Origin of the sequence: Sphingobium yanoikuyae (genome assembly GCF_013001025.1) — a bacterium.
GTDB classification, from domain to species: domain Bacteria; phylum Pseudomonadota; class Alphaproteobacteria; order Sphingomonadales; family Sphingomonadaceae; genus Sphingobium; species Sphingobium yanoikuyae_A.
In genome coordinates, this window is record NZ_CP053021.1 from 3,400,758 (window position 1) to 3,421,042 (window position 20,285).

The window sequence follows — 20,285 nt, forward strand, 5'->3', positions numbered from 1 at the left end:
GCCGATGGCGGAGACAAGGACAATGTGCCGGCAGGTCCGCCGGACGTGAAGAAGCAGGACGACCCATCGCAGCGAGCGGCCACGCCGCCAGCGCAGGAGGCTTGAAATGACCCATGACTGCAACTGCCACGGCGGCGGCGACCACCGGCTGGCGACCATCGTTCCCGGCAGCCTCGAACGACCGCTCTACGCTCCCGGCCTCATCCTGCAGGACAGCGACCTGACGGCCGCGGTGGACTATACCCGCGAGTTGAACCGGCTGCTGTTCCGCACCCTGTTCGGCTGCGGCGTGCTGTGCGGCCTTACAGTGTCGATCAGGGAGAATTGCGGCCTCATCGTCACCGTCAACCCCGGCCTTGCGCTTGACGGCTGCGGCGATCCGCTGCATCTGCCCGGTTCGGCTGTGATCAAGCTGGAGGAGCGCGACGGCGTCCTCTCACCCGCCGGAACCAATGGCGCGCCGCGGTTCACCCAATTCTGGGTGCTGGCCTGCGCGAAGGACGGCAAGTGCCGCCCCCGCCCCACCGTCTGCGACGACTCCCTGGACGACCGCACGCAGGCGACGCGGGCGCGCCTCAACACCGAAATCTCGGTGACTTTCGATCCGCCGACCTGCGCCTGCGGCTGCATGGATTTCAGCAATCAGCATGGCGACGAGGAAGGCGGGAGCGAAGAGGAGTTCGGCAGCGGCGATATCGAGATCGACACCCTGCCCGACCGCGTGACAGACTGTTACGACAAGCACAATTATGATCCCGCCTGTCCGAAGGATTGCGGCTGCGGCTCCTCCTGTTCCTGCGGTTGCTGCGTCCTGCTCGCGGAGGTACGCTGGGTGGAAAATGACGGCCAGAATGGCTGGCAGGTGCGCCACAAGGGCGTGCGCCGCTTCGTCCGCCCGGCGCTGATCCCCGACCCCATCTCGTCCTGACGTCCACGGGCGACAGGGGAGACGCGGCGTGGAGCCAGTCCGCAAGCCCGCCAAGACGCTGCCTCCGCCGACGCCGGCGAAGGCGCCGCCAAAGGCCGCGCAGGTTCCGCTGTCGCAGGCGGCCCTGTTGCAAAGTCGGATCGGCGCCGCAGCCGTCGGCAAGCTGATCGCATCGCGCTCGGGTAGCGGCAAGGCGCCGGCCGCCACGCCCGGCGCCCCCTCTCGCCACGCATCCAATGATCAAGCTCCGCAAGGCAAAGGGTCGCATGCCGCAAAGACAAAGAAGGACGCCGACGGCGCATCCGGCAAGGCGCGGGAGGCCCGCCCGCCCGACGAGGACGCGCTGGACAAGGCCGAACCCGCCAAGGAGGCAATGGCGGCGGGCGCGACGCTCAACTCCACGGTCGAGACGCAAAGCAAGAAGGTCACCGACAATTACAGCCCGCTGGACAAGCCGCCCGAGCCGGCGCCGGGCACGCCCGCGCCGCCCCTCGCCCCACAGCCCGCCGCCGCCCCCGCAGCCGCGCCCGCCGCAAAAGCAGCCGTTCCCGATGCAGTGGGCGCCGACAAGCTTTCGCTCGACAAGGACGCAGAGGAAGCGCGCAAAAAGGTCGACGACGCCGGCATGAACAAGCCAGCGGCCGCGCTCGTCCAGTCCGGCCCGGTCGCAGAGGCGCGCGAGGCGCAGGGCGAGCTGGACCAGACAGCGAAGGAAGATCCCGCCAAGATCGTCGCGCAGCAGAAGGAAGCGCTCGCCAAGGCCAATGAGGATATGGGCGCGCTTCAGATGCGGGCGCTGGCCGCCCTCACCGCGCATCGCGCCGGCACGGTCGGCAACCCATTTCAGCACCTTGTAGATCGCTTCGATCGCCTGAAGGATCGCGCCCGCCGGGTTGAACAGCAGGATCAGGCGCGCGGCCACCGCCTTCACGATGGCCGTCACCATATAGTCGACCGCCATCTGGATCACCTGATCGAGGATCGACTGCGGGTCGAGTTTCTCCCGGATCATCTCGAAAATGCCTTCCGGCCCCTTGTCGATGAGCATTGAGACGAGCGACCAGACCTGCTCGATCAGCGCGACATTCTTTTCGCCGATCTTCTTGGCGATGATCTTGCGGATATTGGGCCAGGTGATGCCCATGATCTGGAGGAAGAAGGTGATGACGCTCTTAAGCGAGAAGTCCTTGGGAACCTGCACGTCCTTGAGGTCGCCCAGCAGCCAGCCGAGGAAGCCCTTGATCATGTGAGTGGGGAAATTGTCGAAGAACTGGCTGAAGCCCTGGCCGATGCCCTTCAGGAGGTTGTTGGCGAAGTTCACCGGGTCGTCGATGATGTCGCGCGCCACCTTCTTGATCTTCGCGACCACCGCCCAGAAGGCGGGCGGGGAAATGCCGAGCAGTTCCAGCAGCCCCTCGATGATGAACTTGACGGGATCGTCGACGAAGCGTTTGACGGCGTCCACGATGCGCCCGACGAGGCCGCCCGCCTTCTTGCGCAGTTCAGCGATCTCGGCGCGCACCTCGTCCACTGCCTGCGCCGCGCGCTGGCCCAGATCCTTGTTGAATGCGTCGCGGGTCTGGTGGACTTCCTGCCCCAGCTTGTCGAGCTGGGTGTCGAAGCCGGCCTGTTCCTTGGTCGCCCACTCCTTGAGCGAGGCGGGCAGGGAGTTGAAGATGACCGCGATCTCGTCGCGCGCCTGCTTGATGCGCGCCTCGCACGCCTTGATGATCGCGTCGACTTCGGTCGAGATTTCGCGCAGTTTCTTGATGACGCCGTCGGCGAAGTTCTTCTCCGCCCGGTCATAGCCCTCGGTCGCCCAGTCGGGCAGGCCGGTGAAATAGTCCGCGATCGCGGCGAGCGTGCTTTCATGGCGCTTCTTGACCTGATCGGCGACGCCCTTGAGGTCCGCTTTGAAAGTAGTGGTGAGGTCGGTCTTCGCCGCCTCCCACTTGTTCATGGCGTTGGGAACAAGGTCTTTGAGAAGGCCTTGCACATCCTCCTTGGCGCTGGTGAAGGCGGCGCGGGCCTGCGTCCCCGCCTGTTCGCGCATCTGCGCTTCGGTGCCGACCATCGCGGTCTGGCGTTGCATCGTCTTTTCGAGAACGCCGCGCGCATCTTCACGCTTATCGAGACGATCGTGAACGGTCTGGCGGACATCATCGCGGGCAATGTCGCGGGCTTCGCCAATGCCGTGGAGAAGGGACTGGCGATGCTGGTCGCGCCGGTGTTAGGCTTCATCGCGGACTATCTCGGCTTTGGCGACCTGCCCAAGGCGGTCGCCAAGCAGATCAAGAGCTTCCAGAAATGGATACTCGGCATCATCGAGAAGGCGTTCGACTGGCTGATCGAGAAGGGCAAGGCGCTGCTGGCGGCCCTCGGGATCGGGGGGAAGAAGGACAAGGATAAGAAGGACGACGACAAAAAAGACTTTGACGGCAAGATTGGCGAGGTCGCCCACTGGGCCGGCCCGCACGAAAACCACGAAATGTGGATAGCCGAGACAACTGGCGGCGTCGAAGTGATGATGGCGAGCGGACAAAAGGGGCCGGTGCGCGCGAAGCTCACAAAATATGAGAACAAGGCGATCAACCTCTCGAAGGGGCCGGGATCGAAGGAGGATATCGAAGACCGCCAGAAGCGGGCGTCCGATGCGATCAAAAGCGCGCGCCAGAAGCTCGACGCGACCGAGCAGGCCGCCAAGGCCACCAAGGCCACCAAGGCCACCAAGGCGGCGATCGCGAAGAACGACGCCAAGCCCGACGATGTGAAGGCCAAGGACCAGCAGACCGAGGACTGGCAGGAGAAGCTCTGGCCGGAACTCCAGATCATCGAGATCGCGATTGACGATATCCCAATGCCCGAAACCAAGATTCATGGCGGATCAGGGCAGGCCACGACCGTCACGGCGCGACCGCTCAGCAAAGACGGCAGCAGCGGCAGCAAACCGAGAGGCAAGCTACGTGGCTGGCCGCTCGTTGCGGGGAGAAACCCGCAATGGGTCGCCGCGCACCTCCTATCTGAAAAGCTGCACGGCCCGGGCGACCCATGGAACACCACACCCATGCGCACTGGGGACAATACACGGATGCCAATCCGGTTCGCAATGGCGATGGACGAGGAACGCGACCTACGCGGAGCCTTCACCGACCTCGGAACGTTCACCGCAAGGATGACCGCATTCTACAAAACGAAAGGCGGCAATCCGGATGACAAGCTGAGCGAAGGAGTCGCCGCCGTTCTGCTGCTGATCACCGAGAAAAAGGCGAAGTGGCCAAAATGACGAAAGCTGCTGACAAACGCCTGCATGAGGCGCTGACCGACATCCGGACGATGGCCGAAGAAATGGCGCAGCGTTCCTCCTTCCATGTCACATTCGAGGATTTCCGCGTGATGCCATCGGATGAGATACGCGACTGGCAGGACATCGTTCGGGAGGAAACTGACGACAGCGGCTACATGTTGCCGGCCGATCTGATCGAACTCTATACGGCCACAGGCGGGTTCGACTTTCGTTGGAGTTGCGACGCGGACGCGGGCGTTGTCGAGGGCGTGATCGCCCTCGCCTCCTTGCCGGAACTATTCCAGCGCGACGACGAACAGGACAGGAGCATGGGCCAGTGCCTGACCGAATGGCGCCGCTTGGACAGCGTCACGCCCGACAGCTACACTGCGATCCGACTGGATGACGGTGTAGCTGGCCTGAAATGCGTGCATTTCAAGAACCGCCAGCCGATCCGGATGAACCTCACGCCCCGTGACTATGTCATCGCAGCCGCCGATCATTTGGGCGTCATTGGCTGGCAGACTAGCGACACCGACAAACAGGAACAGATCGTCCGCAACCTCGCGGCGCGAGAGTGAAGGGAGATGCGCTGTGGTAGGAGAGATGAACGACATTCTCTGGCGCAACGAGGAGGACCAGCGTCACTTCATCATCCCCACCGATGCGCCCTTGCGCAATGGATGCTACCGCATCACGCGCTTTGACGGAGGCGAGGCGCACTGCAGCGAATCGTGCCTCGCCCGCTTCGAAGTCACCGAAGCCCAGGCCCATGAATGGGCGAAACAGGAATTCGGGGCCGCGCTCTCCGACATCCGCCAGCGCATCGACCGCAAGATCGGCCGCACTCGCGCCGCGCTCAAGGCGGCCCGCGATACGCCGATCGCCCCGGGCAGTGCCGTCACGGCCGACGCCCTGCCTGCACTTCTGGCCCTCGCCAAAGCGCTGCCCGGCGCAATTCTCGGCTCGCTGTCCGGCGACCCGGAGAAGCTCCGGACCGCGCAAAGCAATCTGTCTGACGTTCAGAAGCGGCTGAACGCCGCTGGGGTCGACGTGGAAGACAAGCTCGCCGCCTTCCCCGATCGCCTGGCGGCACTGCGCGAGGATTTTCGGCGGCGGGCGAGCAAGAGCGGCGAGAAAAGCTAAGTCAGTGGATTGCGAAGTCGGCCTCAGCTCGACGCACGGGTCGGCTCGGTCACCATGTCGAACATCCGCGTCCGCCGCATCAACTGCCGGCGCGTGGGCAATTCCAGCTTGCTAAGGATAGAATGAACGTGATGCTTGACGGTGGACTCGCTCAGGTCGAGCAGCAGCGCGATCTCCTTGTTAGACAGCGCATCGGCGACATGCCTTGCGACCTCCTCCTCGCGGGTGGTCAGCGTCGCGTTCCTGCCATGGCCCGGGTCCGCGCTAGCCGATCCGGGAGCGCGAAACAGGGCGCGCATGATCGAGCCGGCAATTTCCGGCGAGCAGGTCATTCGTCCTGCAATCGCATCGCGCACCGTGGCGTACAGCCGCTCGATCCCGTCCTCCCGGCGCACGTAGCAGCCAAAGCCGGCACTGCCATGCGCCACTACGGCCTGCTCCTGCTCCTCCAGACCGAGCGCGAGCAACGCCAGATCGGGATAGCGACGATGAAAGGCGCGCACGGCGTCGAGATCCACGCCCTGCGTCAGATCCAGAATGGCAACATCGAACCGCAGGCCGCGCGCCATGAGGTCGCTCAGATCCGCAATCGTACCCGTCAGCAAGACATCGAGCGCCGAATCGCGCGTCATCAAGGAATGAGCGACGCATTCGCCAAGCAGTCGAATTTCGCTGGCAATCACCACCCGCATATACACCCCACGCATAAGCAAACTCAAACTCACCCGTCAGTGGTCGTCGCATTTGCGCAGGGCTGTATGAATTTTGCGACCGATTGCCCTCGTCGCTTGCCATGAAGCTACACCTTCAGCGCCGGTTCCGCGATATCGACCGCTCTGTTCGGGCGCGAAATCAACTCAATCCGTCGCGAGAAGCAGAAATCGGGGAAAAATTCCGGGTCAATTCGCCGACGATCGGCAAAGTCCCCGAGCGTTTCTGAACACCGGCGATCAACAAGCCCGCTCGTCATGCAGATTGGGCCGTGAGCTCATAAATGGGTTGATTGGGCGATAAGGGCTGTTGGCGCGAGTGGTTCCCATGGGAGCGATTGTCCGTCTGCTCCCGTTGGCAGCTATGGGAGTAGAGCCGTAGCGATGTGGTTCTTGCCGGTACCAGGCAGGTCGGTGAGACCCGCTCGGCATGCTCGACGAAGCCATCGAAGGCTCGTCCCAGCGGCATCAGGTTATCATGAACAGAAGGCAGCTAACAGGTGGCTCAATTCCGGCCCGAAATGTCTGGAATGTTGGCGGATGTGGTGAGCACATACATGCGATCCAAATGTCCGGTTTTCTATTTTTGCACTCAGAACCAGACCGAGCAGAATGTCCCATCGTTCGCCATTATTCGCTGGTCCAAAACCTATCAGATGCAGATAAAAGTGACCCCACCGGAAAGATCTCCGCGGCGGGACCAGAATTCAGGGAGGGCCGCTCCACAGGGGAGGAGCGGCGGGCCGGCTACGGTGCGCAGCGATGACGTTATGATGACGATGCCTTCTGCCTCTTGCCGAAATCCTAGACCGTCCAGAACATGGGATTGCGCAACCAGTCGTCGATGGCAGATTCGCGCCCATTGTAGACTTTAGTCCTCATGCCCTTCCTGCGAGGTCCAGACCTCATGCGCGTCGATCTGGATGCGCAGGATGGCGCGCAGCAGGGTGGCGCGGGCATCGATTTCCTGGCGGCGCGCCTCGTTCGCCTGACGGCGGGCGAGCAGCGTATCGGCGAGGTCGATCTGGCCCAGTTCATAGCCCCGCTTCGTCCGGGTCGCGGCGGCGGCGGCGCTGGCGGCAGCGCTTTCCATGCTGCGCCAGACCGCTTCGCGGGCGCGGACATTGCTGAGGTCGGCGGCGGCGGTCGCCTCTATCTCCCGCCGCACGCGGGTCAGTTCCAGTTCGGCCGCGCTGGCGTCTGCGGTCGCCTGGTCATGAGCGGCGCGGCGATAGCCACCGCCCAGCGGAATCGAGCCGACCAGACCGACGCCCTTCTCCAGCCCGCCCCGTTCGCTGAAGACGCGCACGCCGAATGAAGGATCGGCGATGCGATCGGCCGAGGCGCGGCGGGCGACCATGGCCAGCCGCTGCGCCTCCCGCTCCGACGCGCGAATTTCATGGCTGCGCTCGATCACCAGATTGCGCAGATCCTCCAGCGCCGTGGCGGGCATGGCCGGATCGGCAAGCAAGGGCGCCTCTTCAGGCAGAGCGAGGCCGGGGAAGCCGGCGGCGAGCTTAACCCGCGCCTCATCCCGCGCCGCGCGGGAGGTCGCGGCCTGCGCTTGCGCCTGAGCCAGCGCGGCTTCAGCCTGGTCGACGTCCAGTAGCGACGCGTCACGCAACTGGGCACGGCGGCGCACGGCCGCCATGTCCTGCGTCAGGCTGGCAGCGGAATCGAGGTCGGTGCGATGCTGGGCACTGGCGACCAGCCAGTCATGCCAGAGATCGGAAAAGGCGAGCGCGGTCTGATGCCGCACATCCTCCATCAGGTTATGCGCCACCTCGACGCCGAGTTCGCCGGCCTTGCGATCCAGCGACGCCTTGCCGGGCAGGCGGAACGGGCGGGTGAGGTTGACGTCATATTCGCCATAATCGCCCTCCCCCTCGGCCGAGCGGCGGGAGACCGTGCCCTGGAAGGTAAATTCATGGGCACCCCGGCGGAGCATGGCGGCGCCGGCCTCGGCCGAGCGCACGCGCGCTTGTGCCGCAGCCACGGCGGGATGGCTATCAAGCGCTTCGACCACCAAGGGTTCGGGCGGCAGGTCGGTGCGCTGGGCGAAAGCCGGCGTGGTAATGAGGGCGGTGGCCGACAGGAGAAGCGCACGGATCATGCGATGCGCCCCCGTGCCGCGACCGGGCAGGCGTGCCAGCGGACCGGATGGCCCCGCCGCGCATCGGTGACGGCGGCGACCAGCGGGGCGACATCGTCCGCCGCCACGATCAGGTCGATCGCCGCCCGGCGCAGTGTGCCGCGCACCTGCTCGCCCGCGCCGGCATCGGCGAAATCGCGGCCCAGCACCTGCTCGTCGCGCAGATGGAGCGGCGCCTGGGTGTGGCCGCGCAGCGCGTCGGCCACGCCGTCGCGGTCGATCGCGGCGCAATAGAAGGTCAGCAACATGTCGGTCATGATCGGGCTTCCGTGGCGCCTTCACCGAAGCGCTCGAACAGGATGGGCAGGAGGATGAGGGTGAGCAGGGTCGAACTGACCAGTCCGCCGATCACCACGATGGCGAGCGGCTTCTGGATTTCCGACCCTGGCCCGGTCGCGAACATCAGCGGGACAAGGCCGAAGGCCGTGATGCTGGCGGTCATCAGCACCGGGCGCAGCCGGCGTTCGGCGCCGAGTCGCACGGCCTGGGCCATGCTCTGCCCTTCTTCGCGCAACTGGCGGAAATAGGCGACGAGAACGAGGCCGTTCAGCACCGCGATGCCGAGCAGCGCGATGAAACCGACCGACGCGGGCACGGAGAGATATTGGCCCGATACCCAGAGCGAGATGATGCCGCCGACCATGGCGAAGGGAATGTTGGCGAGGATCAGCAGCGACGCGCGCATCGAGCGCAGGGTCATGAGCAGCACCAGCAGGATCAGCAGCAGCGCGGCCGGGATGACCAGCATCAGCCGGGCGGAGGCGCGCTGCTGATTTTCGAACTGGCCGCCCCAGACCATGCGATAGCCGGCCGGCATCTTGATCTCGCGATCGACGGTGGCGCGCGCCTCATCGACATAGCCGACCAGATCGCGGCCCGAGACGAAGGCCTGGACCAGCGCGTAGCGCGAGCCATTTTCATGGTCGAGCTTGACCGGCCCCTCGGTGCGTTCGACCCGCGCCATGTCGCTGACCCGCGCGACGGTGCCGTCGGGCGTGCGCAGCGGCAGGTCGGCAAAGCGGGTCGCGTCGCTGCGGATCGTCTCGTCGCCCTTGACCAGGATCGGTACGCGCTTTTGCCCGTCGGCGACGACGCCGGCATGCACGCCCTCGATCTGGGCACGCAGCGTGTCCTGCATCTGGTCGATCGGCATGCCGAAACGGCCGGCGGCGGCGCGATCGATATCGAGCTGGAGATAGTCGACATGATCGTTGGCGACGGTCATCACCTCCGAAGCGCCGCGCGTCTTCGACAATATCTTCTGCACCTGTCCGGCAAGGTTCGACAGGGTGGCGAGGTCCGGGCCGAAAATCTTGACGGCAAGGTCGCCGCGCGATCCGGTCAGCATTTCCGACACGCGCATCTCGATCGGCTGAGTGAAGGTCGGCTCGATACCGGGCAGCCGATCGAGCGACTTGCGGATTTCATCGACGACGAATGCCTTGTCGCCGCGCCATTCTTGCTGGGGTTTCAGCACCACGAAACTGTCGGTCTCGTTCGGGCTCATCGGATCGAGACCGATCTCGTCGGTGCCGACGCGGGCGATGATCTGAGCGATTTCGGGCACATCCTTCATCAGCGACCGCTGCACCGCCGTGTCGCCCAGCACCGACTGGTCGAGATTGATGGTCGGCAGCTTGGCGGTCTGGACGATCACCGAGCCTTCATCCATCGACGGCATGAAGGTCTTGCCGACCGCCCCATAGGCCAGGCCCGCCAGCGCCAGGCCGAGCGAGGCCAGGCCATAGACCAGCCGTTTGCGGCCAAAGGCACCGTCGAGCAGCGCCCGATAGCGCGGCGTCAGCTTGCGCATGATCCAGGGTTCGCCATGATGACCGGCCTTGAGGCCGAGCGAGGCGAGCACCGGGACCAGCGTGAGCGCGATCAGCAGCGATCCCGCCAGCGCGAAGATGATGGTGAGCGCGACCGGGGCGAACAGCTTGCCCTCCAGCCCTTCGAGCGAGAGCAGGGGCAGGAAGACGAGCGCGATGATGACGATGCCGGCCGACACCGGCACCACGACTTCGCTGGTGGCGCGATAGACATGGTGCAGTCGCGGCGGGCCGTCATCCTTCGCATGATTGAGCCGTTCGACGATATTTTCGACCACCACGACCGCGCCGTCGACCAGCATGCCGATGGCGATGGCCAGACCGCCAAGGCTCATGAGGTTGGCCGACAGGCCCATGCCGCGCATCATGAGGAAGGTGACGAGTGCCGACATCGGCAAAGTGGCGGCCACGATCGCCGCCGCGCGCCAGTCGCCCAGGAACAGGATCAGCAGGATGATGACCAATATGGTCGCCTCGATCAGCGCCTTTTCGACCGTGCCGACGGCGCGGCCGATCAGGTCGGATCGGTCATAGAAGACGGCGATCTTCGTGCCCTGTGGCAGGGTCTTTTCCAGTTCGGCGACGCGCGCCTTGACGCCATCGACCACGGCGCGGGCATCGGCACCGCGCAGCGCGATCACCAGCCCCTGCACCGCTTCGCCCTTGCCGTTGGCGGTAACGGCGCCATAGCGGGTCAGGCTGCCGGTGCCGACGGTCGCGACATCGCCCATGCGGACGATGCGGCCATTGCGGGTGGCGATCACCATCGACTGGAGGTCCGCCTCCGACCGGATCGCGCCGACGGCCCGGACGATCAGCGATTCCTCACCCTGCGACAGGCGACCGGCGCCGTCATTGCGGTTGCCGCGCTCGATCGCTTCCTGAAGATCGGCGATGCCGAGGCCCGCGCTGGCGAGCGCGATCGGATCGGGGCGCACTTCGAAGGTGCGGACATAGCCGCCCAGCGCATTGACGTCGGCGACGCCCGGCACGGTGCGCAGCGCCGGTCGGATCGTCCAGTCGAGCAGGGTGCGCTTTTCCTCCAGGCTCAAAGGCCCTTCGATCGTGAACATGAAGATATCGGACAAGGGGGTCGAGATCGGCGCCATGCCGCCCGATACCGCTGGCGGCAGATCGCCCATCACGCCCGACAGGCGTTCGGCGACCTGTTGGCGCGCCCAGTAGATGTCGGTGCCATCGACGAAATCGATGGTGATGTCGGCGATCGCATATTTGGCCGAGGAACGCAGGATCGCCTGCCCCGGAATGCCCAGCATCTCCATCTCGATCGGGGTGATGACGCGGCTTTCCACCTCCTCCGGTGTCATGCCGGGGGCCTTGAGGATCACCTTCACCTGGGTCTGGGCGATGTTGGGATAGGCATCGACAGGCAGGTTGACGAAGGCCCAGGCGCCCAGCCCGGCGGTCAGCAGGGCGAGCGCGATGACGATCAGGCGATAGGACAGCGCCCAGGCGGCGAGCGATTTGAGCATCCGGCCTTACTCGTCCATCGCCAGCGGCTTGAGCGCGCTGGTGCCGGCGACGACGACCTGCTCGCCCGGCTTCACGCCGGACAGGATAAGGACATGATTGCCATCCTTGCCGCCAGCCTTGACCGCGCGCGCAATGACACCGGCGCGGGTGCGCACGAACAGCGTGTCACCGCCGGGTAGTGTCGTGACGGCGGCGGCGGGCACCATGGCGGCTCCGGCCGGCGCCGGTCCGAAGATCGACAGGCTGGTGGCGCGGCCGGCCATGGCACCGGGGCCAGCCGGCAGCCTGGCCTTCAACGTCACCGACCGGGTGGCGGGATCGATGGTCGATCCGACAGCGGTCACCGTGCCGCGCAGATCATCGCCCAGCGCCACGGCCATGCCGGGCTTCACCTGCCCCGCCAGCCGCTCGGGCAATTGCGCCTGTGCTTCATATTGGCCGGCCGCATCGATCACATAGGGGGCGGTGGTGCCATCGACGACGCTGCCGGCATGGATCGCGGCGCTGGTCACGCGGCCGGCGATCGGCGCGGTCAGCGTGTAGGTGCCGCTGGCGCCCGATCCGTTCACCATCGTCAGGATGCGGCTCTTTTCCGACACGTCGGCACGAGCTTCACCCAGCACGGCGCGGGCCTCGTCCGCGCGAGCGCCGGCGATGATGCCTTCGCGCTCCAGTTGCGACAGGCGGCTGGCGCTCGATTGCGCGACGCCCAGCCTTGCGCTCGCGCGATTGAGGTCCGCGCCCATGGACAGGACATCGCGACTGGAGACGATCGCCAGCGGCTGGCCGCGCCGCACCTCCTCACCCTCGACCACCAGGATGCGGGTGACGACGCCGGGGAAGGTGGCAGCGACCGCGACACGGGCGTTGGGCGGCGGCGCGATCAGGGCGGGCACGACCGCGATCGGCGCTTCGGTGGCAGCGACGGCCGCGCCGAATTTCAGACCGAGCCGGGCGATATTGTCCGCGGTCAGCGGGATCGATCCGTCCGCCGGTTGCGCCGCAGCACTGTCATTGGCGGGCGCGGCCTGCTCCCCCGAACAGGCGGCAAGCGTCAGGAGGGCGAGAGCACCGGGCAAGCGCACGAATCGGAATAGCGGGACCATGGCCCCAGCCCTATGGGATCAAACTGACGAGACCCTGACGAGGGGGTTTCGGACGATCAACGCGGTGGCGCGAAATCCAGCACCAGTTCCTGTGCATCGGCCGTGCTGGAAAGGGTGCCGCCATGCGCGGCCATGATGCGGGCGACGATCGCCAGCCCCAGCCCGGCGCCTTCGCTGCTGGCATGATCCGCGCGGCGATGGCGCTGGACCAGTTCGGCCAGCCGCTCGGGTGTCAGCCCAGCGCCGCCATCCTTCACCCGCAGCCGGGACCCCGGACCGGCGATCACGGTGACGGCGCCACCGGGCGGCGTCACCCGCAGCGCATTTTCGACAAGGTTGCGCAGCGCCGCCGCGACCGTCTCACGCTGCCCTATGATCGGCGTGACATCGCCGACGCGGGTCAGCGACAGGCTCTTGTCGGCCGCAATCGCGCCGGGCGCCATCAGGCTGACGATGTCGGCACTCACATCCTCCAGCCGGACGCTGTCGCGGATCGACTGGGCCACGCTCTGCGCCTCGACCCGCGCGAGCAGCATCAACTGGTCGATCAGCCGGCGCATCGCGATCACCTCGGCCCGCAGGCGGGGGGCGTCGGGATGGTCGAGCCCGTCCAGTTCCAACGCCAGCACAGCGAGCGGCGTGCGCAGTTCATGCGCGACATCGGCGGCGAACGCCTCATGATCGCGCGCCGCCTGGTCAAGCTGGCCGAGCAGGCGATTGACCGCCTGGGCGAAGGGCACGGCCTCGGTCGGAAAGGCGGCATGATCGATCAGCACGCCGCGCTGATGACGTTCGGCCACCTGCAACTGGGCGACCGCCTCCCCCAGCGGCGCCAGCGCCTTTCGGATCACCATCAGGCTGGCCATGCCCATCGGGATGATCAGCACCAGGATCGGCAGGATCACATGCTCGAACAATTCGCGAAAGGCATGGCGGGCGGCCGCCGGGTCGCCCAGCGCGGTGAAGCTTTGCCGATGCTCGTTGATGATGAAGACGAGCAGCAGCGTGGTGCCGATGAAGCCGACGATCGAGAGGCCGATGAAGAGCCGACGGGCGATCGAGCGACGCTGGCTCATGCCGCCGGCTCCCGCAGCATATAGCCGACGCCGCGCACGGTATGGAGCATGCCGCGCGCGCCAGCCTCCTCCAGCTTGCGGCGCAGGCGCGACACCGTGGCCTCGACCGCATTGGGGGTGACCGGCTCGGCAAAGGAATAGAGCGCGCTTTCGATGCTTTCGCGCCGGACCACGGCGCCGGCCTGGCGCAGCAGCAGTTCCAGCAGATCGGTCTCGCGGCGGGACAGGTCGATCGCCTGCCCCGCGCACAGCGTCATGCGCCGCGCCGAATCGACCAGCAGCGGACCGAAGCGCAATTCGGTCTGCGCACGTGGCCCCGGCCGGCGCATCAGCGCGCGGATGCGGGCGGCGATCTCGTCCACCTCGGCGGGCTTCACCACATAATCGTCGGCGCCGGCATCGAGGCCGGTGATCCGATCCTCCAGCGCGTCGCGCGCCGTCAGGATCAGGGCCGGCTGCATATGCCCCTGCCGCCTGATGTCGCGCAGCCAGGCAATGCCGTCGCCATCAGGCAGGCCGCGATCGACGATCAGTACATCATGAACTTCCGCTGCGACGGCCTCTGTCGCAATGATCAGCGTTTCGGCATGGTCGCAATGGAACCCCCGCCGCTCGAGGCCGGCAATCAGCAATCCGGCCAGTCGACTATTGTCCTCAATCAGCAAGAGACGCATGATGAGTCTCATCCCGTTTCATCCATGGTGGATCAACAGATTTCTCTGGAAGTCGCCAAGTTTCTTGGCCCTCGCCGCCTTCTCCTGCTCATCCTTCGGCGTGAAACGGTCGGCATAGCAGACGCTGGTCCCTACCTCGCCCTTGCGGACATTGCCGCCCAGCGCCTGCGCCTGCCGATAGGCGATCCAGCTCTGCGCGCCATAGCCCCGCTCGACAGACGGTCCAACAGGATCAGGATATTGATGCCTGAATAGCAGCGGCCCGTTGCCGCATTGCGGAGAAGCCCTATGACAGTGAGGCTCGTGTCCCAGGGCTGCACCCATGGCAGCCGTCCCTCTTCCAGCTGTGCGATGATATGCTGCGTCACATCGTCATAGAGCGATCCATTACCCGTACCCATGTCCTTTCTCCTGCCTCTCCAGCACCGGCCGCCGGAATGGCGGGGATGGGCGGCAAGGAGCCGCACGGCAGGCCCGTGCCCATAAGGCGGGCTGCACCCGCAGGGCCGCAACGCAAGAGAAGGAGCCGGTGCAGCCGCGCTGGCAGCAGCCAGCAGCCAGCAGCCCAAAAGGCTGCAATGCGTCAGCGACCGACCTATATGGGACGAGTTAGGCAAAGCCGTCTCGAAGGCGCCAGGGCGCCATAGGGCGTGGTCCGCCAGAGGCGGAGACGCCAAAAATAAAGATCCCATCGACAGAAAAATATGACAGGCTTCAAATATTTTCACGCACCTCATGAACATTACAGAAAGATAAATTCAGAGTTTTAAAACATTTTAATTTTATGATTGTCAGAGATGTACGTGTAAATTGTCGTGACTGCAGTTGAATATATCTGAAATATTATATTTGATTTTAACCGATTTTTTCTCGGCTATTAATTCCACCACTCCACCAATACAATCAGTGAATTTTTGATAAATATGCAATAACCGTAAAGGACATGGCGACATCAATTGCGCGTGACCTGCCCCAGCGTGAGCATCACCACACTGTGCTCGGGCAATGTCACGGTCAGAGCGCCTTGCGAGAGGGTCGCGCCACTGAACGGGACAGGCCTCACCACATCGGGCGATCCGAAATCATTGTGCGACTGGACACTCGGCGCGGTCAGGATACGCCCCTCGACCATAGAGGCGGTTACCCCCTCCAGTTTCGCGGTCACTGTCATCGGTCGATTGGGGTCGGTGTTGGTAAGGGCGATATGCACAATGCCTGCGCTGTCGCGCACCGCCGCTGCGCTGAGCGCAGGCATCGCCCATTGATCCCTGCTGTACCAGGGGGATGCCAATTCCAAGGGCAGGAAGGTCGCATCCTGGAAGGGCTTGTACATGTCGAACACATGATAGGTGGGCGTCAGCACCATCTTGTCGTCGCGGGTCAGGATCATGGCCTGGAGCACATTCACCATCTGGGCGATGTTGGTCATGCGCACCCGGTCGGCATGGCGGGCGAACAGGTTGATGTTGAGCGCGGCGATGATCGCATCCCGCATACTATTCTGCTGATAGAGGAATCCGGGATTGGTGCCGGGTTCAACATCGGTCCAGATGCCCCATTCGTCCACCGCCAGGTTGACGCGCTTTTCGGGATCATATCTGTCCATGATCGCGCCATGCTTTTCCAGCAGTTCCTCCATGACCAGGGTGCTAGCAAGCGTGCGGGCATAGTCCGTTTCGGTGAACTGGGTCGCCGATCCCTTCACCTTGCCGCGCGTGGGGTGCGTGTAATAATGCAGGCCGATACCGTCGATCGACTTGCCGGCGACGCGCATCATCACGTCGGTCCAATCATAATCGCGGCTGTTCGCCCCGCTCGCGATCTTGAGGATCTTCGTGCCACGCGGTGCTTTCACGAAGGTCGCGTAACGGCGTGTGACGTCAGCCGCATATTCGGCGCGCATGTTACCGCCGCATCCCCACAGTTCGTTGCCGATACCGAACATCGGAAGTTTCCAGGGCTCCTTGCGGCCGTTCTTCGCGCGTTCCTGCGCCAGCGTACCGGCCGGCGCGGTCATATATTCGACCCACTCCGCCATTTCCGCCGGTGATCCATTGCCGACATTGCCCGACACATAGGCTTCCGCGCCGATCAGTTCGGCGAAATCCATGAACTCATGCGTGCCAAAGCTATTGGGTTCCGCGACGCCGCCCCAATGGGTGTTGATCTTGACCGGACGCTTGCCACGCGGGCCGATCCCCTCGCGCCAATGATATTCATCGGCAAAGCAGCCGCCCGGCCAACGCACCAGCGGCACGTTCAAATGCTTCAGGGCGGCGACCACATCATTGCGATAGCCCCGCGTGTTCGGGATTTTCGCTTCCGGACCGACCCAGATGCCACCATAAATGCCATAACCCAGATGTTCGGCAAATTGACTGAATATCCTACGATCTATTGTCGCACCGGGCTGGTCGGCATGAAGCGTCGCCGACACGTTCAGGATCGTGGCGGCTGCCGGACTTTCCTGCGCCATTACTGATGCATGCGGCGTCATGATCGCCGTCGCCAGCAACCCGATGGACAATATGGAGCGCTTGATCATTCCGTCCTCTCCCAATCCGGCACGTTTCACGCGTTTCTGAGCGGCTCCACGATCGCGGCGATGTCGCGATGTCCTTCCCCGGCAGAGTCGGCCTCGACGAAGCGCTGCCGTGCGGCCTGGGCGATAGCAGAGGTGATGCCGACATCGGCCAACGCCTGCGCAGCATATCCCAGATCCTTTGCCATCAGCGGCACCAGGAAATGCGGGGCATAATCGCGATCGAGCATCCGTCGGCCCACGCCCTTCACCATCGGACTGGCGGGGGCACCGTCGAAGAGAATGGACATCGCCTGCTCGACGTCCAGTCCATGCTTCTCGAACAAGGCGATGGCTTCTGCCAAGCTGGCCGCCTGCACGCCGCACAGGTAATTATTGGCAAGCTTGACCGTAGCGGCGCTGCCGACGGGGCCGAGATGGACAAGCGCCCCGCCCATGGCATCAAAGGCTGGGCGAGCGGCTTCGATCGCATCCGCGTCGCCGCCGACGAGGAAGCGGAGCGTACCCTGCGCCGCCTGATCGCGACTGCCGGTAACGGGCGCTTCCAGGAAACCTATGCCCCGGGCGACGGCTTCGCGCGCCAGACCGAATACCCAATCGCCGGTCAGCGTGCTGGATTCGATCGCGATCGCGCCCGCCTTCATCGCGGCGAGCGCGCCATCCGCTCCGGTCCAGACCATCTTAGACCCGTCGTCATTCGCCAGCATGGCGATGACGATGTCGGCATCTGTCGCCGCCTCCGCCGGCGAGGCGGCGATATGGGCGCCAGCCTCCCCCAATATTGCCGCCTTATCGGCACTACGGTTCCACACCGTCACGTCGAAACCGGCCGACAGCAACTGGCGCGCCATGCCCGATCCCATGATGCCCAGACCAAGTACCGCCACTTTCATCTTCATCATCCGATCACCTTGAAACGCGCGAGCGCGGCCTCGTCAATTTCGAGTCCCAGGCCCGGAAGATTATCGTCAAGATCGATATGGCCATCGACTGCCTGGGGCTCGCCCTTGAAGATGTACCAGAAGAGCTCGTTGCCCACCTCCACATCGACCATCGGGAAATATTCGGCGATGGGGCTGTTGAGGCTCGCCATCACCACATGATAATTGTGCATCTGGCCGGCATGAGGGACGACGGGGATGGAATAGGCTTCGGCGAGCGCCTGTATCTTTCGCGCGGCGGTGATGCCGCCGACGCGGTTGGTGTCGAACTGGAAATAGTCGAGCGATTTCGCCTCGATCATCTGGCGGAAGCCATAGCTGGTAAATTCATGCTCGCCCGCCGCGATCGGCGTCGTGCCGAACCGGCGCAGTTCATGATAGCCGTTGATATCGTCGGGAATGATCGCCTCCTCCAGCCAGCGCAGGTTGAAGGGTTCGATGAGGCGCATCATGCGCTTCGCATAGTCGAGGCTCCAGCCCATATAGGCGTCCGCCATGATGTCGATTTCGTCACCCACCGTTTCGCGCACGGTGCGGATCAGTTCGACATTGCGTGCCATGCCCTCCGCCCCGTCGATCGGCCCCCAGCCGAAACGCAGCTTCATCGCCTTGTAGCCCTGCGCCTTGTAATTGGCGGCTTCCTGCGCCAGCTCGTCGAGCGGGATCGAGTAGAGGCGGCTGGCATAGACCGGGATCTTCGCCTTGGTCCGGCCGCCCAGCAGGCGGAAGACGGGCTGTTTCGCAGCCTTGCCCATCAGATCCCAGATCGCGATGTCGAGCGCGGAAATCGCAACCAGCGCTACGCCCTTGCGCCCGAATGCCATGGTCTTGCGATACATATGCTGCCACAGAAACTCGCTGTCCCACGGATCCTGGCCGATCAACAAGGGGGCAAGATACTGGTCGATCAGTTGCTTGGTCACAAGCGGCGCGAGCGCGGCATTGCCGATCCCGACCAGCCCCTGGTCGGTGAAGATTTCGACAATCAGCCAGCCATGGAAGGTGAAGGTACCCATGGTTTCGGGCGACAGCATTGGCGACACCATATCCATGGGATTGGTGCAGAAGTGCGGCGGCAGCGGGACGGTTTCGCCTTCCCACTGGACGACGCGGGTGCGGATTTCGGTGATTTTCAAGGGACGACCTTTCGAGTAAAGCTGAGAGGCGAAATGCGGGGGATGGAGCGGCAGATCAGCGCGAAGGCGATCAGGTGCAGGGTGGCAGCAACGGTCAGCACCGGCGCGTAGCCAAGCCCGGCGTCGAGTGCCCAGCCAGCCGCCTGCCCCATCACGATGCCACCAAAGGCGCCACCAAGGCCGACCAGCCCGGCAAGACGTCCCAGGGCGCTGCGCGGCGCAAGGTCGGTCGGCAGGGTCATGACGAGGGTCGACCAGCTTTGCTGCCCGAAGAACGCGAGGCTGAAGATGCCAATGACCGCTGCCACCGAGGCAGTCGCGGGCGCCAGCATGACCCAGGGCATGCAGGCGGCGCTCAGGCCCAGGGCGATCTTGCGGGCGGCATCGACCGAACGGCCGGCGGAAAGAAGGCGGCTGGAGAGCCAGCCACCGCACAGACTGCCGACACCCGATGCCGCATAGGGAATCCAGCCGATGGTCGCCGCCTGTTTCAGGTCGAAGCCATGCGCCTCGAAGAGATATTTGGGCAGCCAGAAGAGGTAGAAATACCAGGCGCCGTCGCTCAGGAACTTGGCGCCGACAAGGCCACGCACTTCACGGCGGGCAAGGAGCATGGCCACGGTCGGCGCCAGTCCGGCGTTCTCGCCTGCGGAGACGACGTCCCCGGCGGGCGTGCGATAGGTCAGGAACCACCAGAGCGCCCAGGCGAGGCCGAACCCGCCGGTAATGAAGAAAACCCACCGCCAGCTCGCCAGATCGAACCAGTGCCCGTAGGCCAGAATGCCCGCGATCAAGGGCGGTGCGACGACGGCGCCCACTGCCGTCCCGGCATTGACGAGGCCCATGGCGGCCGCGCGGCGTTCAGGCGGAAACCATTCGGCAATGGCGCGGGTGGCGGCGGGGAAGCCGCCGCCCTCCCCTATGCCCAGTAGCAGGCGGCTGACGACCAGCGCAGCGATGCCACCGGCCACGCCATGGCTGGCGCAGGCAAGCGACCAGAAGATCATGATCGCCAGAAAGCCACACCGCGTTCCCACCCGATCCAGCAGCCAGCCGCCACCCAGATACATGAGGCCGTAGGTGGCGAGGAAGGCGGAATCGAGAAAGGCCTTGGTCTGGTTTCCAATGGAAATGTCGGCTTCGATATATTTGATCGCCCAGGGAAGCGTCTGGCGATCAAGGTAGGAGATGGCGATGGCGACGGTGATCATCGCCGCAATCGCCCAGCGTTCCCGGTACGGCCCCGATGCGGCCACAACGGCCAT

20 protein-coding genes are annotated in these 20,285 nt (G+C 64.6%); 7 read left to right on the plus strand and 13 right to left on the minus strand.

Annotation, left to right across the window (positions count from 1 at the left end; genetic code table 11):
• Positions 1-106 precede the first annotated feature (106 nt).
• From HH800_RS16570 to HH800_RS16590, 5 genes are all read left to right on the plus strand, one after another.
• Positions 107-928: a hypothetical protein gene (locus HH800_RS16570; protein ID WP_169861729.1), complete on the plus strand. Its 822-nt coding sequence runs from the start codon at positions 107-109 to the stop codon at positions 926-928.
• Positions 929-956: 28 nt separating this feature from the next.
• The gene (locus HH800_RS16575; protein ID WP_169861730.1) at positions 957-1,979 is read left to right on the plus strand and encodes a hypothetical protein; all 1,023 of its coding nucleotides are present in this window, start codon (positions 957-959) and stop codon (positions 1,977-1,979) included.
• A gap of 195 nt (positions 1,980-2,174) precedes the next feature.
• Entirely contained in the window at positions 2,175-4,211 is a 2,037-nt protein-coding gene (locus tag HH800_RS16580; RefSeq protein WP_169861731.1) for a hypothetical protein, read from the plus strand.
• Entirely contained in the window at positions 4,208-4,792 is a 585-nt protein-coding gene (locus tag HH800_RS16585) for a hypothetical protein (RefSeq protein WP_169861732.1), read from the plus strand. The genes HH800_RS16580 and HH800_RS16585 overlap by 4 nt, the downstream gene beginning before the upstream one ends.
• Before the next feature lie 25 nt (positions 4,793-4,817).
• A complete protein-coding gene (locus HH800_RS16590; RefSeq protein WP_169861733.1) occupies positions 4,818-5,357 on the plus strand; it encodes a hypothetical protein in 540 nt (179 codons plus the stop codon).
• A 23-nt stretch (positions 5,358-5,380) separates the two neighbouring features.
• Here the strand turns inward: HH800_RS16590 and HH800_RS16595 are convergent, their stop codons facing one another.
• Positions 5,381-6,049: a response regulator transcription factor gene (locus HH800_RS16595; protein ID WP_017498941.1), complete on the minus strand. Its 669-nt coding sequence runs from the start codon at positions 6,047-6,049 to the stop codon at positions 5,381-5,383.
• A gap of 101 nt (positions 6,050-6,150) precedes the next feature.
• Between HH800_RS16595 and HH800_RS16600 the strand changes: the two genes are divergently transcribed.
• Positions 6,151-6,297, plus strand: coding sequence for a hypothetical protein (locus tag HH800_RS16600; protein ID WP_169861734.1), 147 nt, complete (start codon positions 6,151-6,153; stop codon positions 6,295-6,297).
• 200 nt (positions 6,298-6,497) lie between these two features.
• Positions 6,498-6,833, plus strand: a complete 336-nt coding sequence (locus tag HH800_RS16605) for a hypothetical protein (RefSeq protein WP_169861735.1) — start codon at positions 6,498-6,500, stop codon at positions 6,831-6,833.
• A 105-nt stretch (positions 6,834-6,938) separates the two neighbouring features.
• On the opposite strand, the gene HH800_RS16610 is transcribed toward HH800_RS16605, so the two are convergent.
• The 12 genes from HH800_RS16610 to HH800_RS16660 all read right to left on the minus strand — a co-directional run bounded on the left by HH800_RS16610 (position 6,939) and on the right by HH800_RS16660 (position 20,285).
• Positions 6,939-8,180, minus strand: coding sequence for a TolC family protein (locus tag HH800_RS16610; protein WP_169861736.1), 1,242 nt, complete (start codon positions 8,178-8,180; stop codon positions 6,939-6,941).
• A complete protein-coding gene (locus tag HH800_RS16615) occupies positions 8,177-8,476 on the minus strand; it encodes a DUF3240 family protein (RefSeq protein ID WP_037517534.1) in 300 nt (99 codons plus the stop codon). The genes HH800_RS16610 and HH800_RS16615 overlap by 4 nt, the downstream gene beginning before the upstream one ends.
• Positions 8,473-11,544 carry an efflux RND transporter permease subunit gene (locus tag HH800_RS16620; protein ID WP_169861737.1) on the minus strand — a complete coding sequence of 1,024 codons (3,072 nt, stop codon included), beginning with the start codon at positions 11,542-11,544 and terminating at the stop codon, positions 8,473-8,475. Before HH800_RS16620 ends, HH800_RS16615 begins: the two co-directional genes overlap by 4 nt.
• A 6-nt stretch (positions 11,545-11,550) precedes the next feature.
• Positions 11,551-12,651: an efflux RND transporter periplasmic adaptor subunit gene (locus HH800_RS16625; protein WP_169861738.1), complete on the minus strand. Its 1,101-nt coding sequence runs from the start codon at positions 12,649-12,651 to the stop codon at positions 11,551-11,553.
• 56 nt (positions 12,652-12,707) lie between these two features.
• A complete protein-coding gene (locus HH800_RS16630; protein WP_169861739.1) occupies positions 12,708-13,727 on the minus strand; it encodes a sensor histidine kinase in 1,020 nt (339 codons plus the stop codon).
• Positions 13,724-14,401: a response regulator transcription factor gene (locus tag HH800_RS16635; protein WP_026108710.1), complete on the minus strand. Its 678-nt coding sequence runs from the start codon at positions 14,399-14,401 to the stop codon at positions 13,724-13,726. Before HH800_RS16635 ends, HH800_RS16630 begins: the two co-directional genes overlap by 4 nt.
• 18 nt (positions 14,402-14,419) lie before the next feature.
• The gene (locus HH800_RS29620; RefSeq protein ID WP_419248230.1) at positions 14,420-14,587 is read right to left on the minus strand and encodes an ArdC-like ssDNA-binding domain-containing protein; all 168 of its coding nucleotides are present in this window, start codon (positions 14,585-14,587) and stop codon (positions 14,420-14,422) included.
• Positions 14,533-15,144, minus strand: a complete 612-nt coding sequence (locus HH800_RS29625; protein WP_419248211.1) for an ArdC-like ssDNA-binding domain-containing protein — start codon at positions 15,142-15,144, stop codon at positions 14,533-14,535. The genes HH800_RS29620 and HH800_RS29625 overlap by 55 nt, the downstream gene beginning before the upstream one ends.
• 209 nt (positions 15,145-15,353) lie before the next feature.
• Positions 15,354-16,946 (minus strand): alpha-N-arabinofuranosidase, encoded by a 1,593-nt coding sequence (locus tag HH800_RS16645; protein ID WP_169861740.1) that lies wholly within the window; start codon positions 16,944-16,946, stop codon positions 15,354-15,356.
• 26 nt (positions 16,947-16,972) lie between these two features.
• Positions 16,973-17,845, minus strand: a complete 873-nt coding sequence (locus HH800_RS16650; RefSeq protein ID WP_169861741.1) for an NAD(P)-dependent oxidoreductase — start codon at positions 17,843-17,845, stop codon at positions 16,973-16,975.
• Positions 17,842-19,020, minus strand: coding sequence for an L-rhamnonate dehydratase (locus tag HH800_RS16655; protein WP_069337329.1), 1,179 nt, complete (start codon positions 19,018-19,020; stop codon positions 17,842-17,844). Before HH800_RS16655 ends, HH800_RS16650 begins: the two co-directional genes overlap by 4 nt.
• On the minus strand, positions 19,017-20,285 hold the full coding sequence (locus HH800_RS16660; protein ID WP_169861742.1) for an MFS transporter: 1,269 nt from the start codon (positions 20,283-20,285) through the stop codon (positions 19,017-19,019). Before HH800_RS16660 ends, HH800_RS16655 begins: the two co-directional genes overlap by 4 nt.